Here is a 17,962-nt window from a genome sequence, read left to right on the forward strand (position 1 = left end):
GTAGCCCCGGTAAGCGCAGCGCCACCGGGGATGAACACAGCGCCGATTTCCCGGATGGCGGCGCACAGCGCCTTATCCGGGCTACTCTTTGGCGGTGTTATGTAGCCCCGGTAAGCGCAGCGCCACCGGGGGCGCCTGTTTTAGCCGATGGTCATCAGGCTGGCGTTACCGCCTGCCGCCGCGGTGTTAACGCTCAGCGAGCGCTCGATATACAGCCGCTCCAGCAGCAGGTTGGTTTCGCCGCGGGCGAAGCCCTGCACGGAGACAATCGCCCCATCGCGCGCCGCCACCTGCTCGCACAGCTCGCGCAGCTGGTCGGAATCGCCGTGGTAGATAACCGCGTCGAAGGCCTGGCCAGGTAACTGCTCCGCTTTGGCAAAGCGAATGCGCTCGCTGACCTCCCGAGGCAGCTTCTTCGCCAGATCGCGCTGCAGGGCGCTGTCCGGCCACAGTACTTCACAGCCGACCGCTAACACGGCCGCCAGCTGGATCAGCGTATCCTGTTCATTATCCGCCACGCACAGCACGCGCTCGCGCGGCATCAGCGTCAGGGTGTTGCGCTCGCCGGTTGGCCCCGGCAGCAGGCGTTGGGTGCCGCTTTGCGCCTGCTCGCTGTACTGCTGGCACAGCGCCTGCAGCTCAGGACGACCCGCCGCCCACTGCTGCAGCGCCTGCAGCGGTTTTTCCAGCAGCGTTTTCAGCTGGGCGTCCAGCGGGCGCTCCGCATCCTGGCGGGCGAAGGTCACGCCAACCGCGTCCTGCGGGCGACTGGAGAGCAGACGATACAGGTACAGCGGGCCGCCGGCTTTCGGACCGGTACCGGACAACCCTTCGCCGCCGAACGGCTGCACGCCGACCACCGCGCCAACCATATTGCGGTTGACGTACAGGTTGCCCACCTTCGCGCTGCCGGTGACCTGGGCGATGGTCTCGTCGATGCGGGTATGCACGCCGAGCGTCAGGCCGTAGCCAGAGGCGTTAATCTGCTCCACCAGTTTGTCCAGCTCGTTACGGTTATAGCGCACCACGTGCAGCACCGGGCCGAAGACCTCTTTTTTCAGCTCGTCGAAGCTATCGAGTTCGATAAGCGTCGGCGGCACAAAGGTCCCGTGGCGCCATTCGCTTGCGTCTTCGCTATTCTCGCGCACCGCCTGGTAGACGGTGCGTCCTTTGGCGCGCATCGCCTGAATATGGCGTTCAATATTCTCTTTCGCTTCCGCATCGATAACCGGGCCGATATCGGTGGTCAGCCGGCCCGGATTGCCCATCCGGCACTCGCTCATGGCGCCGCGCAGCATGGTCAACGTATGGTCGGCGACCTCTTCCTGCAGGCAGAGGACGCGCAGGGCGGAGCAGCGCTGGCCGGCGCTGTCGAACGCGGAAGCCAGGACGTCGATCACCACCTGCTCGGTCAGCGCCGACGAGTCGACGATCATCGCGTTCATCCCGCCGGTTTCGGCGATCAGCGGCGTCGGGCGACCCTGGGGATCGAGGCGGCTGGCAATATTACGCTGCAGCAGCGTCGCCACTTCGGTGGAGCCGGTGAACATCACGCCGCGTACGCGCTCATCGGAGGTTAGCGCGGCGCCCACGGTCTCCCCGCGGCCCGGCAACAGTTGAATAACGCCCGGCGGCACGCCGGCCTCCAGCAGAATCGCCACGCCCTGGGCGGCGATAAGCGGCGTCTGCTCGGCTGGTTTCGCCAGCACGCTGTTGCCGGCCGCCAGCGCGGCGGCAATCTGGCCGGTGAAGATCGCCAGCGGGAAGTTCCACGGGCTGATACAGACCACCGGGCCCAGCGGGCGGTGGGTTTCATTATCGAAATCGTCGCGCACCTGGCCGGCATAATAGTGCAGGAAGTCGACGGCTTCGCGTACTTCGGCGATGGCGTTGCTGAAGGTTTTACCCGCCTCGCGCACCAGGATCCCCATCAGGGTGGGCATCTGGCTTTCCATCAGCACCGCGGCGCGCTCAAGAATGGCGGCGCGCTCCTGCGGCGGGGTGGCGAACCAGATCGGCGCATTGTTGATAGCGCTGGTCAGCGCCTGCTGCACTTCGGCGTCGCTGGCTTCGCGGACGTAGCCGACGATATCTTTCGGCTCTGCCGGGTTAACCACCGGCTGCATCTCGCCTTCGGCCACTGGCTGCTCCAGCATCGGCAATGCCTGCCATTTATGCAGGGCGCTGTTGAGCAGGGAAGAGGAGAGGGAGGCCAGACGGTGCTCGTTCGCCAGATCGAGACCGGCGGAGTTGCTGCGGCCGCTGCCGTAGAGATCGCGCGGCAGCGGGATTTTCGGATGCGGCAGGCCGGCCTGGCCTTCCTGCTGCGCCAGTTTTTCTACCGCGCTGACCGGGTCGGCCACCAGCTCGTCCAGCGGCAGGGTATTGTCCGCGATACGGTTGACGAAAGAGGTATTGGCGCCGTTTTCCAGCAGACGGCGCACCAGATACGCCAGCAGCGTTTCGTGGGTGCCCACCGGGGCGTAGATCCGGCACGGCCGGTTCAGTTTGCCGTCGGCGACTTTGCCCACCACCTGCTCGTACAGCGGTTCGCCCATGCCGTGCAGGCACTGGAACTCATACTGGCCCGGGTAGTAGTTCTGGCCCGCCAGCTGGTAGATAGCCGCCAGGGTATGGGCGTTGTGGGTAGCGAACTGCGGGTAAATCAGGTTCGGCACCGCCAGTAGCTTCTTCGCGCAGGCGAGGTAGGAGACGTCGGTGTAAACCTTGCGGGTATAGACCGGATAGCCTTCGAGGCCTTCCATCTGCGCGCGTTTGATTTCGCTATCCCAGTAGGCGCCTTTCACCAGACGGATCATCAGGCGACGGCGGCTGCGGGTGGCGAGGTCAATCAGGTAATCAATAACAAACGGACAGCGCTTCTGGTAGGCCTGAATAACAAAGCCGATGCCGTTCCAGCCGGCCAGCTCCGGTTCGAAGCACAGTTTTTCCAGCAGATCGAGGGAGATCTCCAGACGATCGGCCTCTTCGGCGTCGATGTTGATGCCGATGTCGTACTGGCGCGCCAGCAGGGTCAGCGATTTCAGACGCGGGTAAAGCTCTTCCATCACCCGGTCATACTGCGCGCGGCTGTAGCGCGGGTGCAGCGCGGAGAGCTTAATGGAGATGCCCGGCCCTTCATAAATGCCGCGGCCGTTGGAGGCTTTGCCGATGGCGTGGATCGCCTGCTGATAAGAGACCATATAGGCCTGAGCGTCGGCGGCGGTCAGCGCCGCTTCGCCGAGCATATCGTAGGAGTAGCGGAACCCTTTTTCTTCCAGCTTGCGGGCGTTAGCCAGCGCTTCGGCGATGGTTTCGCCGGTGACGAACTGCTCGCCCATCAGGCGCATCGCCATATCCACGCCCTTGCGGATCAGCGGTTCGCCGCTCTTACCGATGATGCGGTTCAGGGAGCGGGAGAGGCTGGTCTCGTTATGGGTCGACACCAGTTTCCCGGTAAACAGCAGCCCCCAGGTGGCGGCGTTGACGAACAACGACGGGCTGCGGCCGATGTGCGACTGCCAGTTGCCGTTGCTGATTTTGTCGCGGATCAGCGCATCGCGGGTGGCTTTATCCGGAATACGCAGCAGGGCTTCCGCCAGGCACATCAGCGCCACCCCTTCCTGTGAGGAGAGGGAGAACTCCTGCAGCAGACTCTGCACCATGCCGGCGCGGCCGCTGGCGGTCTTCTGGTTGCGCAGTTTTTCCGCCAGCTGATACGCCAGCTTGTGCGCCTGTTCGCCCAGCGACTGCGGCAGTCGGGCCTGTTCCAGCAGCATCGGCACCGCGTCGGTTTCCGGGCGACGCCAGGCGGCGGTGATCGCTGCGCGGCTCACCGACTGCGGCAGGATCTGCTCGGCAAATTCGAGGAACGGTTGATACGGCTCTTCCGCCGGTGAACCCGCTTCATCGCTTTCATTGGCGGCGCCGTTCAGAAGCGCCGGCAGCTCAGGCAGCGTCTCATCGTTTTCCAGCTTTTCCAGATAATTGAAGATGGCCTGTTTAATCAGCCAGTGCGGCGTGCGGTCAATACGGCTCGCGGCGGACTTAATGCGCTCGCGAGTTGCGTCGTCAAGCTTAACACCCATGGTGGTGGTGCCCATGCTCAAAACTCCTGTCATTTATCGTTAGGCTTATGCGGTTGCATGGAAATATCCACTATGTTGCAACTTTGTGCAACCTTGTTAATTGTGGCTTGTGACGCAAGCCGTGAAATGGCGGATTTGTTAAAAATAATGCCTAAAATAGCAGAATTTTAACCCCGTGCTCATAGGGTATTTGTATGCGTGAGTTAACACTTTTGTTTGGTGCAACCTTTAAAAACGTGAGAGAGTGCAACCTCTAAAAAAATGACGTTTTGCGCTGTCGGGTTTTCGTGTAAATGCTGTGTTAAATCATTTGTGAAAAACCGAAGCTTCCGTCAGGATACGGTCGCCCAATTAAACAACGCACCATTACCCCGTTCCGGTAGTGGAAAAAAACGACGAAGCGGGATGCTGTCGATAAAAATTCTGGAGACTTTGCATGGCTATTAGCACACCGATGCTGGTGACATTTATTGTTTATATTTTTGGTATGGTTTTAATAGGGTTTATAGCCTGGCGTTCGACCAAAAACTTTGATGATTATATTCTCGGGGGGCGGAGTCTGGGGCCATTTGTGACCGCGCTTTCCGCCGGCGCCTCGGATATGAGCGGCTGGCTGCTGATGGGCCTGCCGGGCGCCATTTTTCTCTCCGGGATTTCCGAAAGCTGGATTGCCATTGGCTTAACGCTGGGGGCGTGGATTAACTGGAAGCTGGTAGCCGGGCGCCTGCGCGTGCATACCGAGGTGAATAATAACGCCCTGACGCTGCCCGATTATTTTACCGGCCGTTTTGAAGATAAAAGCCGGGTGCTGAGAATTATTTCAGCGCTGGTTATTCTGCTGTTCTTTACCATCTATTGCGCCTCGGGAATTGTGGCGGGGGCGCGTCTGTTTGAAAGCACCTTCGGCATGAGTTATGAAACCGCACTGTGGGCCGGGGCGGCGGCGACGATTATCTATACCTTCGTCGGCGGTTTCCTCGCCGTCAGCTGGACCGACACCGTGCAGGCCAGCCTGATGATTTTTGCCCTGATCCTCACCCCGGTGATCGTGATTATTTCCGTCGGCGGCTTTGGGGATTCGCTGGAAGTCATTAAGCAAAAGAGCATCGAAAATATCGACATGCTCAAGGGGCTGAACTTCGTGGCGATTATTTCGCTGATGGGCTGGGGGCTGGGCTATTTCGGTCAGCCGCATATTCTGGCGCGCTTTATGGCGGCGGATTCGCACCACAGTATCGTTCATGCTCGTCGCATCAGTATGACCTGGATGATCCTGTGCCTGGCGGGCGCGGTGGCGGTCGGCTTCTTTGGTATCGCCTACTTCAATAACAACCCGAGCCTGGCGGGCGCGGTGAACCAGAACGCCGAGCGCGTGTTTATCGAACTGGCGCAAATCCTGTTTAACCCGTGGATTGCCGGGATCCTGTTGTCGGCGATTCTGGCGGCGGTGATGTCCACCCTGAGCTGTCAGTTGCTGGTCTGCTCCAGCGCAATCACTGAAGATTTGTATAAAGCCTTCCTGCGTAAAAACGCCGGCCAGAAAGAGCTGGTGTGGGTGGGCCGTATGATGGTGCTGGTGGTTGCCCTGGTGGCGATTGCCCTGGCGGCCAATCCGGAAAACCGCGTGCTGGGACTGGTGAGCTACGCCTGGGCTGGCTTCGGCGCCGCCTTTGGTCCGGTGGTGCTGTTCTCGGTGATGTGGTCGCGCATGACCCGTAACGGCGCGCTGGCCGGGATGGTGATTGGCGCCCTGACCGTGATCATCTGGAAGCAGTTTGGCTGGCTGGGCCTGTATGAAATTATTCCGGGCTTTATCTTCGGTAGCCTGGGGATTGTGGTCTTTAGCCTGCTGGATAAAGCGCCGTCGGCCAGCATGCAGCAGCGCTTCGCCGAAGCGGATGCCCATTATCATACGCCGCCGCCGGTACGCGCCACGGCTGAGTAAGGTCATCTGACGCTCACGAGCCCGCCGTTGGCGGGCTTTTTTTTGTCTGTTGCCGGGCCGGAATATTATAACCCTTGCTAATTATTTGAAAATCCGCTGATATTTCCTGACTAATAACAATGAGGATAGCAAAGATGACGTTCAGACAGGGTGCAATGGCGCTGGTGCTGGCAGGGTTACTCAGCGGCTGCGTGGCGGGTGGAAGTTCGTCGACCCGCGCGCCGAAGCCCGGCGCCTGCCCGGCGGATCGGTCCATGGTGCAAACCACGCTTTATTTCGGCCTGAGCCGCCCGGCGGGGAAAGACATCACTGCTGAAGAGTGGCAACAGTTTGTCGACCGCGACGTCACGCCGCGCTTTCGCGATGGGCTGACGGTGTTTGATGCCCGCGGCCAGTGGCTTGGCCAGAATGGTCAGGTGGTGCGGGAGCAGAGTAAAGCGCTGATGGTGATCCATGGCAACGATGCGCAGAGCGAGGCCGGTATTGAAGCCCTGCGCCAGGGCTATAAATCACGCTTCGCGCAGGAGTCGGTGATGCGTGTCGACCAGCCGGTCTGCGTGCAGTTCTGAGTAAACGGCGGGGGCAGCCCCGCCGTTTGTCTTACAGCACCAGCCCGGCGAAGCTGGCGGAAAGCAGGCTCACCAGCGTGGCGCTATACACCAGCCGCAGGCCGAAGCGGGAGACGATATTGCCCTGCGGTTCATTCAGGCCTTTGATCGCCCCGGCGATAATGCCGATCGAGGCAAAGTTGGCAAACGACACCAGGAAGACCGAGAGAATGCCGAGCCCGCGCGGCGTCATGCTGGCGGCAATCTTTTGCAGCTCAATCATCGCCACAAATTCGTTAGCGACCAGTTTGGTGGCCATGATGCTGCCGGCGTTCAGCGCATCGCTCAGCGGGATGCCGATAAGCCAGGCCAGCGGATAAAAGACGTAGCCGAGGATCTGCTGGAAGCTGAGACCAAACAGGGTAGCGAACAGCGCGTTAATGGCGCTGATCAGGGCGATAAAGCCGATCAGCATCGCCAGAATAATCATCGCCACTTTAAAGCCGGCCAGAATATATTCCCCGAGCATTTCAAAGAAACTCTGCGATTCATGCAGCTTCTCGAGTTTTATTTCCTGCTCGCTGTCCGGCCGCGTCGGGTTAATCACCGACAGCACGATAAAGGTACTGAACATATTCAGGATCAGCGCCGCGACGACATATTTGGCATCCAGCATGGTCATATAGGCGCCGACAATCGACAGCGATACGGTCGACATGGCCGTCGCCGCCATGGTGAACAGACGCCGTGAGGAGAGGTCGCCCAGTACGCCCTTGTAGGCGATGAAGTTCTCCGACTGGCCGAGGATCAGCGAGCTGACGGCGTTGAAAGATTCCAGCTTACCCATGCCGTTTACCTTCGACAGCAGGGTGCCGATGACACGAATGAAAATCGGCAGGATCCGCCAGTGCTGAAGAATACCAATCAGCGCGGAAATAAACACAATCGGACACAGGACGCCAAGAAAAATAAAGGCTAACCCTTTTTCGCTCATGCCGCCAAAGACGAAATTGGTCCCTTCAGCGGCAAAGCCTAACAGTGAAGCAAAAAAGCCGGAGATATTTTTCACCAGCCACAGGCCGCTTTCTGCGTGCAGGAAAAAGAAGGCGAGCGCTATTTCGATAATAATCAACTGGAGAATGTAACGAATACGAATTTTTTGTCTGTCGTAGCTGACAAGCCAGGCCAGGGCGAGGATCACCACCAGCGCCAGCAGGAAATGAAAAAATGCAGTCATGTTGTTCTTTTCGCAGGTCAATAAGGCCGCCATTTAGCCATAGCCGCCGCCACGGGTAAATATCTGGCGTAAAAAATCCTTTGCTTATTCTTTTCCCTCATAACAGGCGAATATTTTCGTAAGTCATTATTTGCCAGCGATTTATTTACAGATAGTCATCATTCTCTAAACATTTCGCTTGTGTTTCTGAGTATTGTAATGATAATCACTATCATAAATATTACCTGTTTTTGCATTCGTTGACGGTGCTTTACATTTAAGGGTATTGGCATGTTTGTCCCATTTCTCATTATGTTACGCGAAGGCCTTGAGGCGGCGCTGATTGTCAGCCTGATCGCCAGCTATCTGAAACGCACCCAGCGCGGCAACTGGATTGGCGTGATGTGGATTGGCGTGATCCTCGCGGCGGCGCTGTGTCTTGGCTTAGGCATTTTTATCAACGAAACCACCGGGGAATTTCCTCAGCGCGAACAGGAGTTGTTCGAGGGGATCGTCGCGGTCATCGCGGTGGTGATCCTGACGTGGATGGTCTTCTGGATGCGCAATGTCTCGCGCAACGTTAAACAGCAACTGGAGCAGGCCGTGGACAAGGCGCTGCAGCGCGGTAATCACCATGGCTGGGCGCTGGTGATGATGGTCTTTTTCGCCGTTGCCCGTGAGGGGCTGGAGTCGGTCTTCTTTCTGCTGGCGGCATTCCAGCAGGATGTCGGCATCTGGCCGCCGCTGGGGGCGCTGCTGGGCCTGGCCACGGCAATCGTGCTGGGCTTCCTGCTCTACTGGGGCGGTATCCGCCTTAACCTCGGCGTGTTCTTCAAATGGACCAGCCTGTTTATTCTGCTGGTGGCCGCTGGCCTGGCCGCGGGGGCGATCCGCGCCTTCCACGAGGCTGGCCTGTGGAACCTGTTCCAGGATACGGCCTTCGATCTGAGCAACGTGCTGTCGACGCATACGCTGTTCGGCACACTGCTTGAAGGGATCTTCGGCTACCAGGAGACCCCGAGCGTTAGCGAAGTGGCGGTCTATCTGCTTTATCTGATCCCGGCGCTGGTGCTGTTTGCCCTGCCGCCGCGGAATAATACCACTGCCTCGCGGGCTGCCTGACCGGGCGCTGCGAGCTTATAAGCGACACTCTACTTACCGAAAGGGATGATCATGATGATTCATTTTCGCCGTAATGCGCTGCGGGCGACCGTGGCCGCGCTGCTCAGCTCTGCATTGGGTGCTCAGGCTGCGGATATCCCGCAGGTCAAAGTCACCGTCAACGACAAGCAGTGCGAGCCGATGCAGGTGACCGTTAAAGCGGGTAAAACCCAGTTTATTATTCAGAACCATAGCCAGAAAGCGCTGGAGTGGGAAATTCTGAAAGGGGTCATGGTGGTAGAAGAGCGTGAGAACATCGCGCCGGGCTTTACCCAAAAGCTCACCGCTAACCTGCAGCCAGGCGAATATGATATGACCTGCGGCCTGCTCACCAACCCGAAAGGGAAACTGATTGTCACCGGCGAAGCAACCAAAGACGCGGCGAAAGCGGATGCGGTGTTGAGCCTCGGCGACGCGATCACCGCTTATAAGGCCTATGTGACGGCGGAAACCGCGCAGCTGGTCAGCGGCACCAAAGCCTTTACCGACGCGGTGAAAGCGGGCGATATCGAAAAAGCGAAAGCGCTGTACGCCCCGACGCGCCAGCATTACGAGCGCATTGAGCCGATTGCCGAGCTGTTCTCTGACCTTGACGGCAGCATCGACGCCCGCGAAGACGACTTCGAGAAAAAAGCGGAAGATCCGAAATTCACCGGTTTCCACCGTCTGGAAAAGGCGCTGTTTGGCGATAACAGCGTCAAGGGCATGGGAAAATATGCCGATCAGCTGAACAGCGATGTGCTGGAGCTGCAAAAACGCATCAGCGAGCTGGCGTTCCCGCCGTCAAAAGTGGTGGGCGGGGCGGCAGGATTAATTGAGGAAGTCGCAGCCAGCAAGATCAGCGGCGAAGAAGATCGTTACAGCCACACCGACCTGTGGGACTTCCAGGCCAACATTGACGGCGCACAGAAAATCGTCGACCTGCTGCGTCCGCAGCTACAAAAAGAGAACAGCGCGCTGCTGGCGAAAGTGGACGCCAACTTTAAGAAAGTGGACAGCATCCTCAGCAAATATCGCACCAAAGACGGTTTCGAGACCTACGATAAGCTGACCACCGCTGACCGTAATGCGCTGAAAGGGCCGATCACCACCCTGGCGGAAGATCTGGCTCAGCTGCGCGGGATCCTGGGTCTGGACTAAGTCGATGGCACAACAGAAACCCCACGACGTGAACGAGCCGTCACGTCGTCGCTTACTGAAAGGGATCGGCGCGCTTGGCGGCGCGCTGGCCATCACCGGCGGCTGCCCGGTGGCGCATGCGGCAAAAGCAGAAAGTTCCCCCGGGACGCTCACACCCGACGCCCGTCAGGAAAAACAGCCCTTCTACGGCCCGCATCAGGCGGGCATCCTGACGCCGCAGCAGGCCTCGATGATGCTGGTGGCGTTCGATGTGCTGGCGTCAGATAAAGCTGACCTCGAGCGTCTGTTTCGGCTGCTGACCCAGCGTATCGCCTTTTTAACCCAGGGCGGCCCGGCGCCGGATACGCCGAATCCCCGGCTGCCGCCGATGGATTCCGGCATCTTAGGGGCGTGGATTGCACCGGATAACCTGACCATGACCGTCTCGGTTGGCCATTCACTGTTTGATGAGCGTTTTGGCCTGGCGGATAAAGCGCCGAAAAAACTGCAGCCGATGACCCGCTTCCCCAACGATTCACTGGATGCCGCCCTGTGCCATGGCGACCTGCTGCTGCAGATCTGCGCCAATACTCAGGATACGGTGATCCACGCCCTGCGCGATGTCATCAAACATACGCCGGATCTGCTGAGTGTGCGCTGGAAGCGGGAAGGGTTTATCTCCGACAGCGCGGCGCGCAGTAAAGGCAAAGAGACCCCGATCAACCTGCTGGGATTCAAGGACGGCACCGCTAACCCGCCGAGCCACGACAGCGCGCTGATGGATAAAGTCGTGTGGGTGACAGCCGATCAGGACGAGCCGGCCTGGACCGTGGGCGGCAGCTATCAGGCGGCGCGCATCATCCAGTTTCACGTGGAGTTCTGGGATCGGACGCCGCTGAAAGAGCAGCAGACGATCTTTGGCCGCGACAAGCACAGCGGTGCGCCGCTGGGGATGAAAAACGAACACGATACCCCGGATTACAGCAAAGATCCTGGCGGCGAAACGATCGCGCTGGATAGCCATATTCGTCTGGCCAATCCTCGCACGCCGGAAACCCAGTCCAGCCTGATGATGCGCCGCGGCTACAGCTATTCGCTGGGCGTCACTAACGCCGGACAACTGGATATGGGCCTGTTATTCGTTTGCTATCAGCACGATCTGGAAAAGGGTTTTCTGACGGTGCAGAAACGGCTTAACGGCGAGGCGCTGGAGGAGTACGTCAAACCCATCGGCGGGGGCTACTTCTTTGTTTTACCCGGCGTAGTGGATGAAAAACACTATCTGGGAGAGTCGCTGCTGCAGGCCTGATACCGACCCTGTCCGTGAGGGCAGGGCGTTTTCTGCTGTTTTTCTCTTTTTTATTATATTTCCTGCCATGTGTTATATTTCTGTAATACAAATGACCGATAGTCTCCTACACTTGCTTAAGAACTATTTGTTGCGTCATTGTGAAAAATAAGTTGCATTAAGAATCTTTTTTGATGTACTTATTACATACGCGGTAGTTCCCGGCAGTGTGACGTTTCACTATGGAGATCGCGAATGGTAAGGTCCCGTACCGGACAACGTAAAACCACAGACCGTACTCTTCAGCACGGAAGCCCCGCTTCCGGCAGCGATTTTCTTACCCTTTCTCCTTCCGCTTCGAATTATTACCACCTTGGCAGGGTACGCGGTGCGCGTAGCCGCGACTCGTTGTCAGTTCTACCGGCAAGCAATGGCTTACAAGGAAGCCAAACCTCAATCGTTCGTGCGCATAGTCGCGTCGATGTTGACGCGTGTGATGTAAACCTACAACGCAAGGTGCTATCCATGGGAAGACAAAAAGCAGTGATCAAAGCTCGTCGTGAAGCAAAACGTGTGCTGAGACGGGATTCACGTAGCCATAAACAGCGTGAAGAAGAATCGGTCACATCGCTTGTGCAAATGAGTGGCGTAGAAGCAATTGGCATGGCGCGGGACAGCCGTGATACTTCCCCAATTGAGGCGCGCAATGAAGCTCAGGCGCATTATCTGAATGCCATCGACAATAAACAGCTGATTTTCGCCACCGGCGAAGCCGGATGCGGCAAGACCTGGATCAGTGCGGCGAAGGCAGCTGAAGCACTGATCCATAAGGATGTGGACAGAATTATTGTTACCCGTCCCGTTCTGCAGGCCGATGAAGATCTTGGCTTCTTACCGGGAGATATCGCCGAGAAGTTCGCGCCCTATTTCCGACCGGTTTACGACGTGCTGGTGAAAAGGTTGGGGGCTTCCTTTATGCAGTACTGCCTGCGTCCGGAAATCGGCAAGGTGGAAATCGCGCCGTTCGCCTATATGCGCGGACGTACCTTTGAAAATGCGGTGGTGATTCTGGACGAGGCCCAGAACGTGACCGCTGCGCAAATGAAGATGTTTTTAACCCGCCTCGGGGAGAACGTGACGGTCATCGTCAATGGCGATATCACCCAGTGCGATTTGCCCTCTGGTGTGAGATCTGGCCTGAGTGATGCGCTGGCGCGTTTTGAGGAAGACGAGATGATCGGCATCGTGCGTTTCACCACCGATGACTGCGTGCGCTCGGCTCTCTGCCAGCGGACGCTGAAAGCCTATTATTAATCGTCATACTGTGAGCAAGGCCCGGGCTAGCCCGGGCTTTGTTGTTTTTGGGCATCCTCCCGGCGGCGCTGCGCTTAGCCGGGCTACCTGGCGGGTACGGTCTGGTAGCCGGGGGAGGCATTGCTGCCGACCCCGGGGATGTCTGCGGTGCCACAAGCGAAAAAAAAGCCCGTACATGCGTACGAGCTCTTCTTAAAATATGGCGGTGAGGGGGGGATTGACTCGCTTCGCTCGCCGTTACTCGGCCCATCCATGGGCCTCGCCCCTGCGGGGCCAACGCAGGCGTTGTTCAAAAACGCTCCCGGCGTTTTTGTCGGGGCAGCCCGCTCGCAGGCTCGCGGTCTGTCCAACTGGCGTTGCCAGTTGTCGAATCCCGGTCGGGGGTTCTCATCCCCCCCAGTGGAAAATATAAAAGAAAAGAGCCCGTACTTGCGTACAGGCTCTCATCTTGAATATGGCGGTGAGGGGGGGATTCGAACCCCCGATACGTTGCCGTATACACACTTTCCAGGCGTGCTCCTTCAGCCACTCGGACACCTCACCATATTGTCTTGCTGCTCACCTTGGGTGGGCAACGGGGCGCTACTATAGGGAGTTGCGTTAAAACGGTCAAGCATATTTTCTTCTTTCTCTACCGTTCGCTCACGCAATGAACAATGCCCCGCTGCGGTACAGCGGGGCGGGGTTTTAGCGCTGAGAATCCAGCTGTTCGTTATTCTTCACCACGTCCTGCGCTTTGCTGTAGCTTTCGATCAGCAGTTGGTAGGCCGGGAAGACTTTGGTGTACACCTCCGCCCATTCTGCGGCGTCCGGGCGATTCCAGGTGCGCTGCAGCTCAGAGGCGACGGCGGCGGTATCCATCGGCACTACGCCAGCCTGTACCACGCGAGCCAGGGTAATTTCCTGCGCCATTTTGCTGTAGGTGCCGGAAGCGTCAATCACGGCAAACACTTTATACCCATCGGCGACAGCGGCAATCGCCGGGAAGGCCATGCAGACACTGGTGATAGTCCCGGCGATAATCAGCGTCTTACGACCGGTCGCTTTCACCGCGGCGACGAATTCCGGGTTATCCCAGGCGTTAATCTCGCCTTTACGGGCGATGTATTTCGCATGCGGCGCGTTTTCATGAATCTCCGGGATCAGCGGACCGTTCGGCCCCTGCGGCACGGAGGCGGTGGTGATCACCGGGATCCCGGCAAGCGACGCCATCTTGGCCAGCGCGGCGGCGCGAGCGCGCAGCTCTGGCATTGGCATATCGCCGACGGTCTGGAACAGGCCGCTCTGGTGGTCAATCAACAGCATGGCGGTATCGTTAACATCAATCACCGGACGAGCACCGTTAAAGTTAGCGGGAGTAGACATAGTATTCACCTCAATCAGTTAGATTTGGCCAAAACGGCCGCTGTTAAAATCGCGAACGGCTTCTGCGATCTGCGTTTTGTTATTCATGACAAAGGGGCCATAGCCCACAATCGGCTCCTGCAGCGGTTCGCCGGCCATCAGCAGAACTTTTGCCTGGGCGGTCGCCTCCAGATGCAGGGCGTCTCCTGTCTGGCTCAGGACGGCGAGCTGACCTTCGCGGGCGGACTCGGAACCGTTGATGATCACTTCCCCTTCCAGCACCACCAGCGCGGTACTCCAGCCTTCCGGCTGGCGCAGCGTGAGGTCGCGCCCCTGATTCAGCTGCAGATCCCACACGTTAAGTGGTGAGAAGGTATGGGCCGGGCCGCTGACGTCGTCATACTGGCCGGCAATAACCCGAACCTGTCCGGCGCCATTCGCCAGCGCGACGGTGGGGATCGTCCCGGCGGTAATGCTCTGATAGCCGGGGGCCGTCATTTTGTCTTTGGCGGGCAGGTTGACCCACAGCTGGATCATCTTCAGCTCGCCGCCGCTGCGGGTGAAGGCCTCCGAGTGGAACTCTTCGTGCAGGATCCCGGCGCCCGCCGTCATCCACTGCACGTCGCCCGGGCCAATCACCCCGCCGCGTCCGGTGGAGTCACGATGCTCTACTTCACCGGCGTAGACGATGGTGACGGTTTCGAATCCGCGATGCGGATGCTCACCGACGCCGCGTTTATCGCTGCCCGCCGGGAAGGTGTACGGCCCGGCATAGTCGAGCAGTAAGAAGGGGCTCAGTTGCTGGCCGTGCGTCTGATAAGAAAACATCGAACGAACCGGGAAGCCGTCGCCTACCCAATGCTGCGCAGGCGCGGTGTAGACTCCTGTAATCTGTTTCATGGCTTTCTCCTGTGTATCGGTATCTGATGTGAATAAGCTTATATCCGGGACGACGTATGCGGTAGTGAGCAAAAATGACCTATACTGTTCCAAAAATGGAACAATGGAGGAAGGATGCAGGATCTCAATGACTTCGCCTGGTTTGTCCAGGTGGTAGACCATGGCGGTTTCGCCGCGGCGGGGCGAGCGCTTGACCAGCCGAAATCCAAGCTCAGCCGCCGCATTGCGCAACTCGAGGAGCGGCTGGGCGTGCGTTTGATCCAGCGAACCACCCGTCAGTTCGCGGTCACCGAGGTCGGGCAGACCTTTTATCAGCATTGCAAAGCGATGCTGATAGAGGCCGAGGCGGCGCAGCAGGCGGTCGAGACGCTGCGCGCCGAGCCGCGCGGTAGCGTCAGGATCACCTGTCCGGTCACCTTGCTGCATGTCCATATTGGACCGATGCTGGCGCGATTTATGGCGCGCTATCCCGGGGTAACGCTGCATCTTGAGGCGACCAACCGCCGGGTGGATGTGGTCGGGGAGGGGATTGATGTGGCGATCCGCGTCCGTCCCCGGCCCATCGAGGATAGCGATCTGGTGATGCGCGTGCTGGCGGACCGCGGGCACCGGCTGGTGGCCAGTCCTGATCTCATTTCCCGGCTCGGACGCCCGCAGGCGCCTTCCGAGCTGAGCGCCTGGCCGGGACTCAGCCTGGGGGCGAACAAGCATCAGCATAAATGGCAGCTTACCGGGCCCGGGGGGGCAAGGGCGGAGGTGTATTTCACGCCGCGAATGGTGACCACCGATATGCTGGCGCTGCGCGAGGCGGCGATGGCCGGCGTCGGCGTGGTGCAGCTTCCTTTATTAATGGTGCGCGATCAGCTGGCGTCAGGGGAATTAGAGGTGGTACTGGATGAGTGGCAGCCGCGGCGGGAAGTGATCCATGCAGTATTTGCCTCGCGGCGCGGGCTGCTGCCCTCCGTCAGGGCGCTGGTGGACTACCTCAGCGAAGAGTATCAGCGGATGGAGGAAGATTGATGGGTAGGCAGAGGTTTTTTGCCGGACTCATATGTGAAAAGCGTCCGTACTTTTTCACGCACTCTTCGCAATCGCGTAGGCTCGTGAAAGATTGCTCACTGTGTGAGTCGTTTGCCGCTTGAGAGCGTTGGCTGTTATAAGCAACCTCTGGTTTTTTCGATACATCGTTTTACTATGACCGTCTGGTATTATTTAAGCAATTTTGCCATAACGTCAAAAAACATTGGCAGATCATCCTTGAATGAGAAGGTCGTGTTTATTGCCTGACGAGCGATTAAACCGTCAATAAGGGCAAAAATAATGATCGTGATTTCTTCAAGGTTAATATCACGGCGAAACTCTCCGGCAGCGATACCCTCCTGGATGAGCCGCGCGAAGCTTTTCCGCATGATGTCATCACTGGAGATATACGTTTTTCGCAGTTCTGGATTACGCGCAGACTCAGCCATGATTTCAACCCAAAGTTGATGCGTGATAGGGTAACCGATCTCGCTAATACAGGACGTGACTTGTGCACAAAGGCGATCAAAATAAGAGCCTGCATAGGTCGCATTATGGGCAGTCAGCGCGGAGTTCTGTTCTTCCAGTACAATAGCCTTAACAAGCTCATCCTTACTTTTGAAATACGTATACATTGCTCCTTGACTAATTCCTGCCCGGGTAGAGATTTCACGTACGCTTGTCGCACTAAAGCCTTTTTCCGCAAAGCAGGCAGCAGCAGCCGTAATCAACTTATGGTAGGTTTCGGTTTTTTTTAACATATCGGCATCTTGGTAAATTCGGTGTCCAGACTTTAACGCGCTTTTATGCAAGGAGCCAGAGCTAAACTCTGTCGTCTGGCTCCTGGATTTCGTCTTACTTTAGAAGGGGTAATTCACTGAGCATGTTCTTGAGATTCAGCATGTCCCAGGGCAAATGTTCAGCGATTGTCAGGCCAACGGGGACTGCTTTTGTCGTCGCTGCCGCTATCAGATTGAGTACATCCTCAATCGTCAGTTTGCCTTCAGCAACGTCGCCAAAATCGTGTTTTCCGCGCCCCGGTTTTGCAAAAAGAATGGAGCGGAACAGAGATGGGTCGAGTACGTCCAGATCGATATGGATCGCCAGATACGCAATCTTTTCTTTCGCTATCCACTCCAGGACTTCATCTGCACCGCTTTTAACCTGTTCAGGTGCTAGCGTCGTCATGTTATGGCGAGTGAGGTATTCAGCTTCATAAGGAAGTGGCGCGTGGATACCGGCAATCATTATTTTTGACGGATTAAGTTTGGTTTTTACATGGGCAACTAAATCGTTATCACCCGTACCCATTAGCGCACCAAGCACATGGGCATGCGCGTTTGGATATTGTTCAGCCGTCTGCACGTCAGGATGCGAGTCAATCCAGAGCACACCGAGTTTGTCTCCGAACTTATCGAGCAGGTGGGCGAAAGGCGCCAGCGAAACCAGGCAGTCTCCGCCTAAAATGACAATGCTATTGGGATCATGTTTTTCAATCAGTGCGGCAGCATTATTGAGTTGCCTGATGAGGGATGGCTTAGCCGTGATGCCATTAATCCCTGGCAATGGCTCTGTTGTTGGTAACTCAACAGGAACGATCTCAACGGGCCCTTTTGCTTCAGGAGAGAGAAACGAGAGCAGCTGCGAGCCAAGATAGTAGGGAGGATTGTTACCGCCTTGCCATTGAGGAAATATAAGTCGCAGTGTTTTGCTAGTCATTGGTACCTTCTGTGTTGTCATGCGCTAAAGTGAATGAACGTTCATTCACTTTTACATTGTATTACGGTCGATACGCAAGTAACAAAGCACTTTTCGTTAATGCATAACGTACACCATCCGGAGCGATATGATTTTCGTTATGCCGGGTGGCTCAAAGCGGAAGAGGGGATAGTGTTGGCGAACATCTTCGCTGCGCTGTTAATCGTGTGAAAAAGAGTCTGGCTTTGACAATACTGCGTAATGTCTGTTGCCAGTTGTCGAACCCTGGTCGGGGGTTCTCATCCCCCCGGCGGGTGCCAC

The 17,962-nt window shown here is 57.5% G+C and carries 13 protein-coding genes and 1 tRNA gene; 7 read left to right on the top strand and 7 right to left on the bottom strand.

Features of this window, described 5'->3' with window-relative positions; all coding sequences use genetic code 11:
* Nucleotides 1–140: 140 nt before the first annotated feature.
* A complete protein-coding gene (gene putA / locus HMPREF3142_RS16935; RefSeq protein ID WP_070612240.1) occupies nucleotides 141–4,103 on the bottom strand; it encodes a trifunctional transcriptional regulator/proline dehydrogenase/L-glutamate gamma-semialdehyde dehydrogenase in 3,963 nt (1,320 codons plus the stop codon).
* A gap of 421 nt (nucleotides 4,104–4,524) precedes the next feature.
* Between putA and putP the strand changes: the two genes are divergently transcribed.
* Together putP and HMPREF3142_RS16945 are read left to right on the top strand one after the other, a co-directional pair.
* Nucleotides 4,525–6,033: a sodium/proline symporter PutP gene (gene putP / locus HMPREF3142_RS16940; protein ID WP_070612241.1), complete on the top strand. Its 1,509-nt coding sequence runs from the start codon at nucleotides 4,525–4,527 to the stop codon at nucleotides 6,031–6,033.
* Between the two features lie 134 nt (nucleotides 6,034–6,167).
* On the top strand, nucleotides 6,168–6,602 hold the full coding sequence (locus HMPREF3142_RS16945) for a DUF3574 domain-containing protein (protein WP_008805946.1): 435 nt from the start codon (nucleotides 6,168–6,170) through the stop codon (nucleotides 6,600–6,602).
* 31 nt (nucleotides 6,603–6,633) lie between these two features.
* On the opposite strand, the gene HMPREF3142_RS16950 is transcribed toward HMPREF3142_RS16945, so the two are convergent.
* A complete protein-coding gene (locus tag HMPREF3142_RS16950; RefSeq protein WP_032691350.1) occupies nucleotides 6,634–7,818 on the bottom strand; it encodes a NupC/NupG family nucleoside CNT transporter in 1,185 nt (394 codons plus the stop codon).
* A 270-nt stretch (nucleotides 7,819–8,088) separates the two neighbouring features.
* Between HMPREF3142_RS16950 and efeU the strand changes: the two genes are divergently transcribed.
* The 4 genes from efeU to phoH all read left to right on the top strand — a co-directional run bounded on the left by efeU (nucleotide 8,089) and on the right by phoH (nucleotide 12,679).
* Nucleotides 8,089–8,919: an iron uptake transporter permease EfeU gene (gene efeU, locus HMPREF3142_RS16955; protein ID WP_008805948.1), complete on the top strand. Its 831-nt coding sequence runs from the start codon at nucleotides 8,089–8,091 to the stop codon at nucleotides 8,917–8,919.
* Between the two features lie 51 nt (nucleotides 8,920–8,970).
* Complete coding sequence (gene efeO, locus HMPREF3142_RS16960; RefSeq protein WP_012542259.1) at nucleotides 8,971–10,098, top strand: iron uptake system protein EfeO; 1,128 nt, start codon at nucleotides 8,971–8,973, stop codon at nucleotides 10,096–10,098.
* Between the two features lie 4 nt (nucleotides 10,099–10,102).
* The gene (efeB, locus tag HMPREF3142_RS16965) at nucleotides 10,103–11,386 is read left to right on the top strand and encodes an iron uptake transporter deferrochelatase/peroxidase subunit (RefSeq protein ID WP_032729933.1); all 1,284 of its coding nucleotides are present in this window, start codon (nucleotides 10,103–10,105) and stop codon (nucleotides 11,384–11,386) included.
* Nucleotides 11,387–11,890: 504 nt separating this feature from the next.
* Entirely contained in the window at nucleotides 11,891–12,679 is a 789-nt protein-coding gene (phoH, locus tag HMPREF3142_RS16970) for a phosphate starvation-inducible protein PhoH (protein WP_002898923.1), read from the top strand.
* A 455-nt stretch (nucleotides 12,680–13,134) separates the two neighbouring features.
* On the opposite strand, the gene HMPREF3142_RS16975 is transcribed toward phoH, so the two are convergent.
* The 3 genes from HMPREF3142_RS16975 to HMPREF3142_RS16985 all read right to left on the bottom strand — a co-directional run bounded on the left by HMPREF3142_RS16975 (nucleotide 13,135) and on the right by HMPREF3142_RS16985 (nucleotide 14,923).
* Nucleotides 13,135–13,222 (bottom strand) — tRNA-Ser (locus HMPREF3142_RS16975).
* Nucleotides 13,223–13,366: 144 nt separating this feature from the next.
* Nucleotides 13,367–14,044 carry an isochorismatase family protein gene (locus tag HMPREF3142_RS16980; protein WP_002898927.1) on the bottom strand — a complete coding sequence of 226 codons (678 nt, stop codon included), beginning with the start codon at nucleotides 14,042–14,044 and terminating at the stop codon, nucleotides 13,367–13,369.
* 18 nt (nucleotides 14,045–14,062) lie between these two features.
* Nucleotides 14,063–14,923 carry a pirin family protein gene (locus tag HMPREF3142_RS16985; protein WP_008805952.1) on the bottom strand — a complete coding sequence of 287 codons (861 nt, stop codon included), beginning with the start codon at nucleotides 14,921–14,923 and terminating at the stop codon, nucleotides 14,063–14,065.
* A gap of 114 nt (nucleotides 14,924–15,037) precedes the next feature.
* Between HMPREF3142_RS16985 and HMPREF3142_RS16990 the strand changes: the two genes are divergently transcribed.
* Entirely contained in the window at nucleotides 15,038–15,943 is a 906-nt protein-coding gene (locus HMPREF3142_RS16990; protein ID WP_004141420.1) for a LysR family transcriptional regulator, read from the top strand.
* Between the two features lie 188 nt (nucleotides 15,944–16,131).
* Here HMPREF3142_RS16990 and HMPREF3142_RS16995 read toward each other — a convergent pair whose 3' ends face one another.
* Nucleotides 16,132–16,704, bottom strand: a complete 573-nt coding sequence (locus tag HMPREF3142_RS16995; RefSeq protein ID WP_004224069.1) for a TetR/AcrR family transcriptional regulator — start codon at nucleotides 16,702–16,704, stop codon at nucleotides 16,132–16,134.
* A gap of 94 nt (nucleotides 16,705–16,798) precedes the next feature.
* A complete protein-coding gene (locus tag HMPREF3142_RS17000) occupies nucleotides 16,799–17,662 on the bottom strand; it encodes an arginase family protein (protein WP_032735182.1) in 864 nt (287 codons plus the stop codon).
* Nucleotides 17,663–17,962 lie beyond the last annotated feature (300 nt).

The organism is Klebsiella sp. HMSC16C06, from assembly GCF_001808325.1.
Lineage (GTDB): Bacteria > Pseudomonadota > Gammaproteobacteria > Enterobacterales > Enterobacteriaceae > Klebsiella > Klebsiella variicola.

Bases quoted from the DNA above. Each gene is read 5' to 3' on its own strand.
- putP (WP_070612241.1), top strand. From the start codon at position 4,525: ATGGCTATTAGCACACCGATGCTGGTGACATTTATTGTTTATATTTTT.
- HMPREF3142_RS17000 (WP_032735182.1), bottom strand. From the start codon at position 17,662: ATGACTAGCAAAACACTGCGACTTATATTTCCTCAATGGCAAGGCGGT.
- HMPREF3142_RS16985 (WP_008805952.1), bottom strand. From the start codon at position 14,923: ATGAAACAGATTACAGGAGTCTACACCGCGCCTGCGCAGCATTGGGTA.
- HMPREF3142_RS16980 (WP_002898927.1), bottom strand. From the start codon at position 14,044: ATGTCTACTCCCGCTAACTTTAACGGTGCTCGTCCGGTGATTGATGTT.
- putA (WP_070612240.1), bottom strand. From the start codon at position 4,103: ATGGGCACCACCACCATGGGTGTTAAGCTTGACGACGCAACTCGCGAG.
- efeO (WP_012542259.1), top strand. From the start codon at position 8,971: ATGATGATTCATTTTCGCCGTAATGCGCTGCGGGCGACCGTGGCCGCG.
- HMPREF3142_RS16990 (WP_004141420.1), top strand. From the start codon at position 15,038: ATGCAGGATCTCAATGACTTCGCCTGGTTTGTCCAGGTGGTAGACCAT.
- phoH (WP_002898923.1), top strand. From the start codon at position 11,891: ATGGGAAGACAAAAAGCAGTGATCAAAGCTCGTCGTGAAGCAAAACGT.
- HMPREF3142_RS16995 (WP_004224069.1), bottom strand. From the start codon at position 16,704: ATGTTAAAAAAAACCGAAACCTACCATAAGTTGATTACGGCTGCTGCT.
- HMPREF3142_RS16950 (WP_032691350.1), bottom strand. From the start codon at position 7,818: ATGACTGCATTTTTTCATTTCCTGCTGGCGCTGGTGGTGATCCTCGCC.
- HMPREF3142_RS16945 (WP_008805946.1), top strand. From the start codon at position 6,168: ATGACGTTCAGACAGGGTGCAATGGCGCTGGTGCTGGCAGGGTTACTC.
- efeB (WP_032729933.1), top strand. From the start codon at position 10,103: ATGGCACAACAGAAACCCCACGACGTGAACGAGCCGTCACGTCGTCGC.
- efeU (WP_008805948.1), top strand. From the start codon at position 8,089: ATGTTTGTCCCATTTCTCATTATGTTACGCGAAGGCCTTGAGGCGGCG.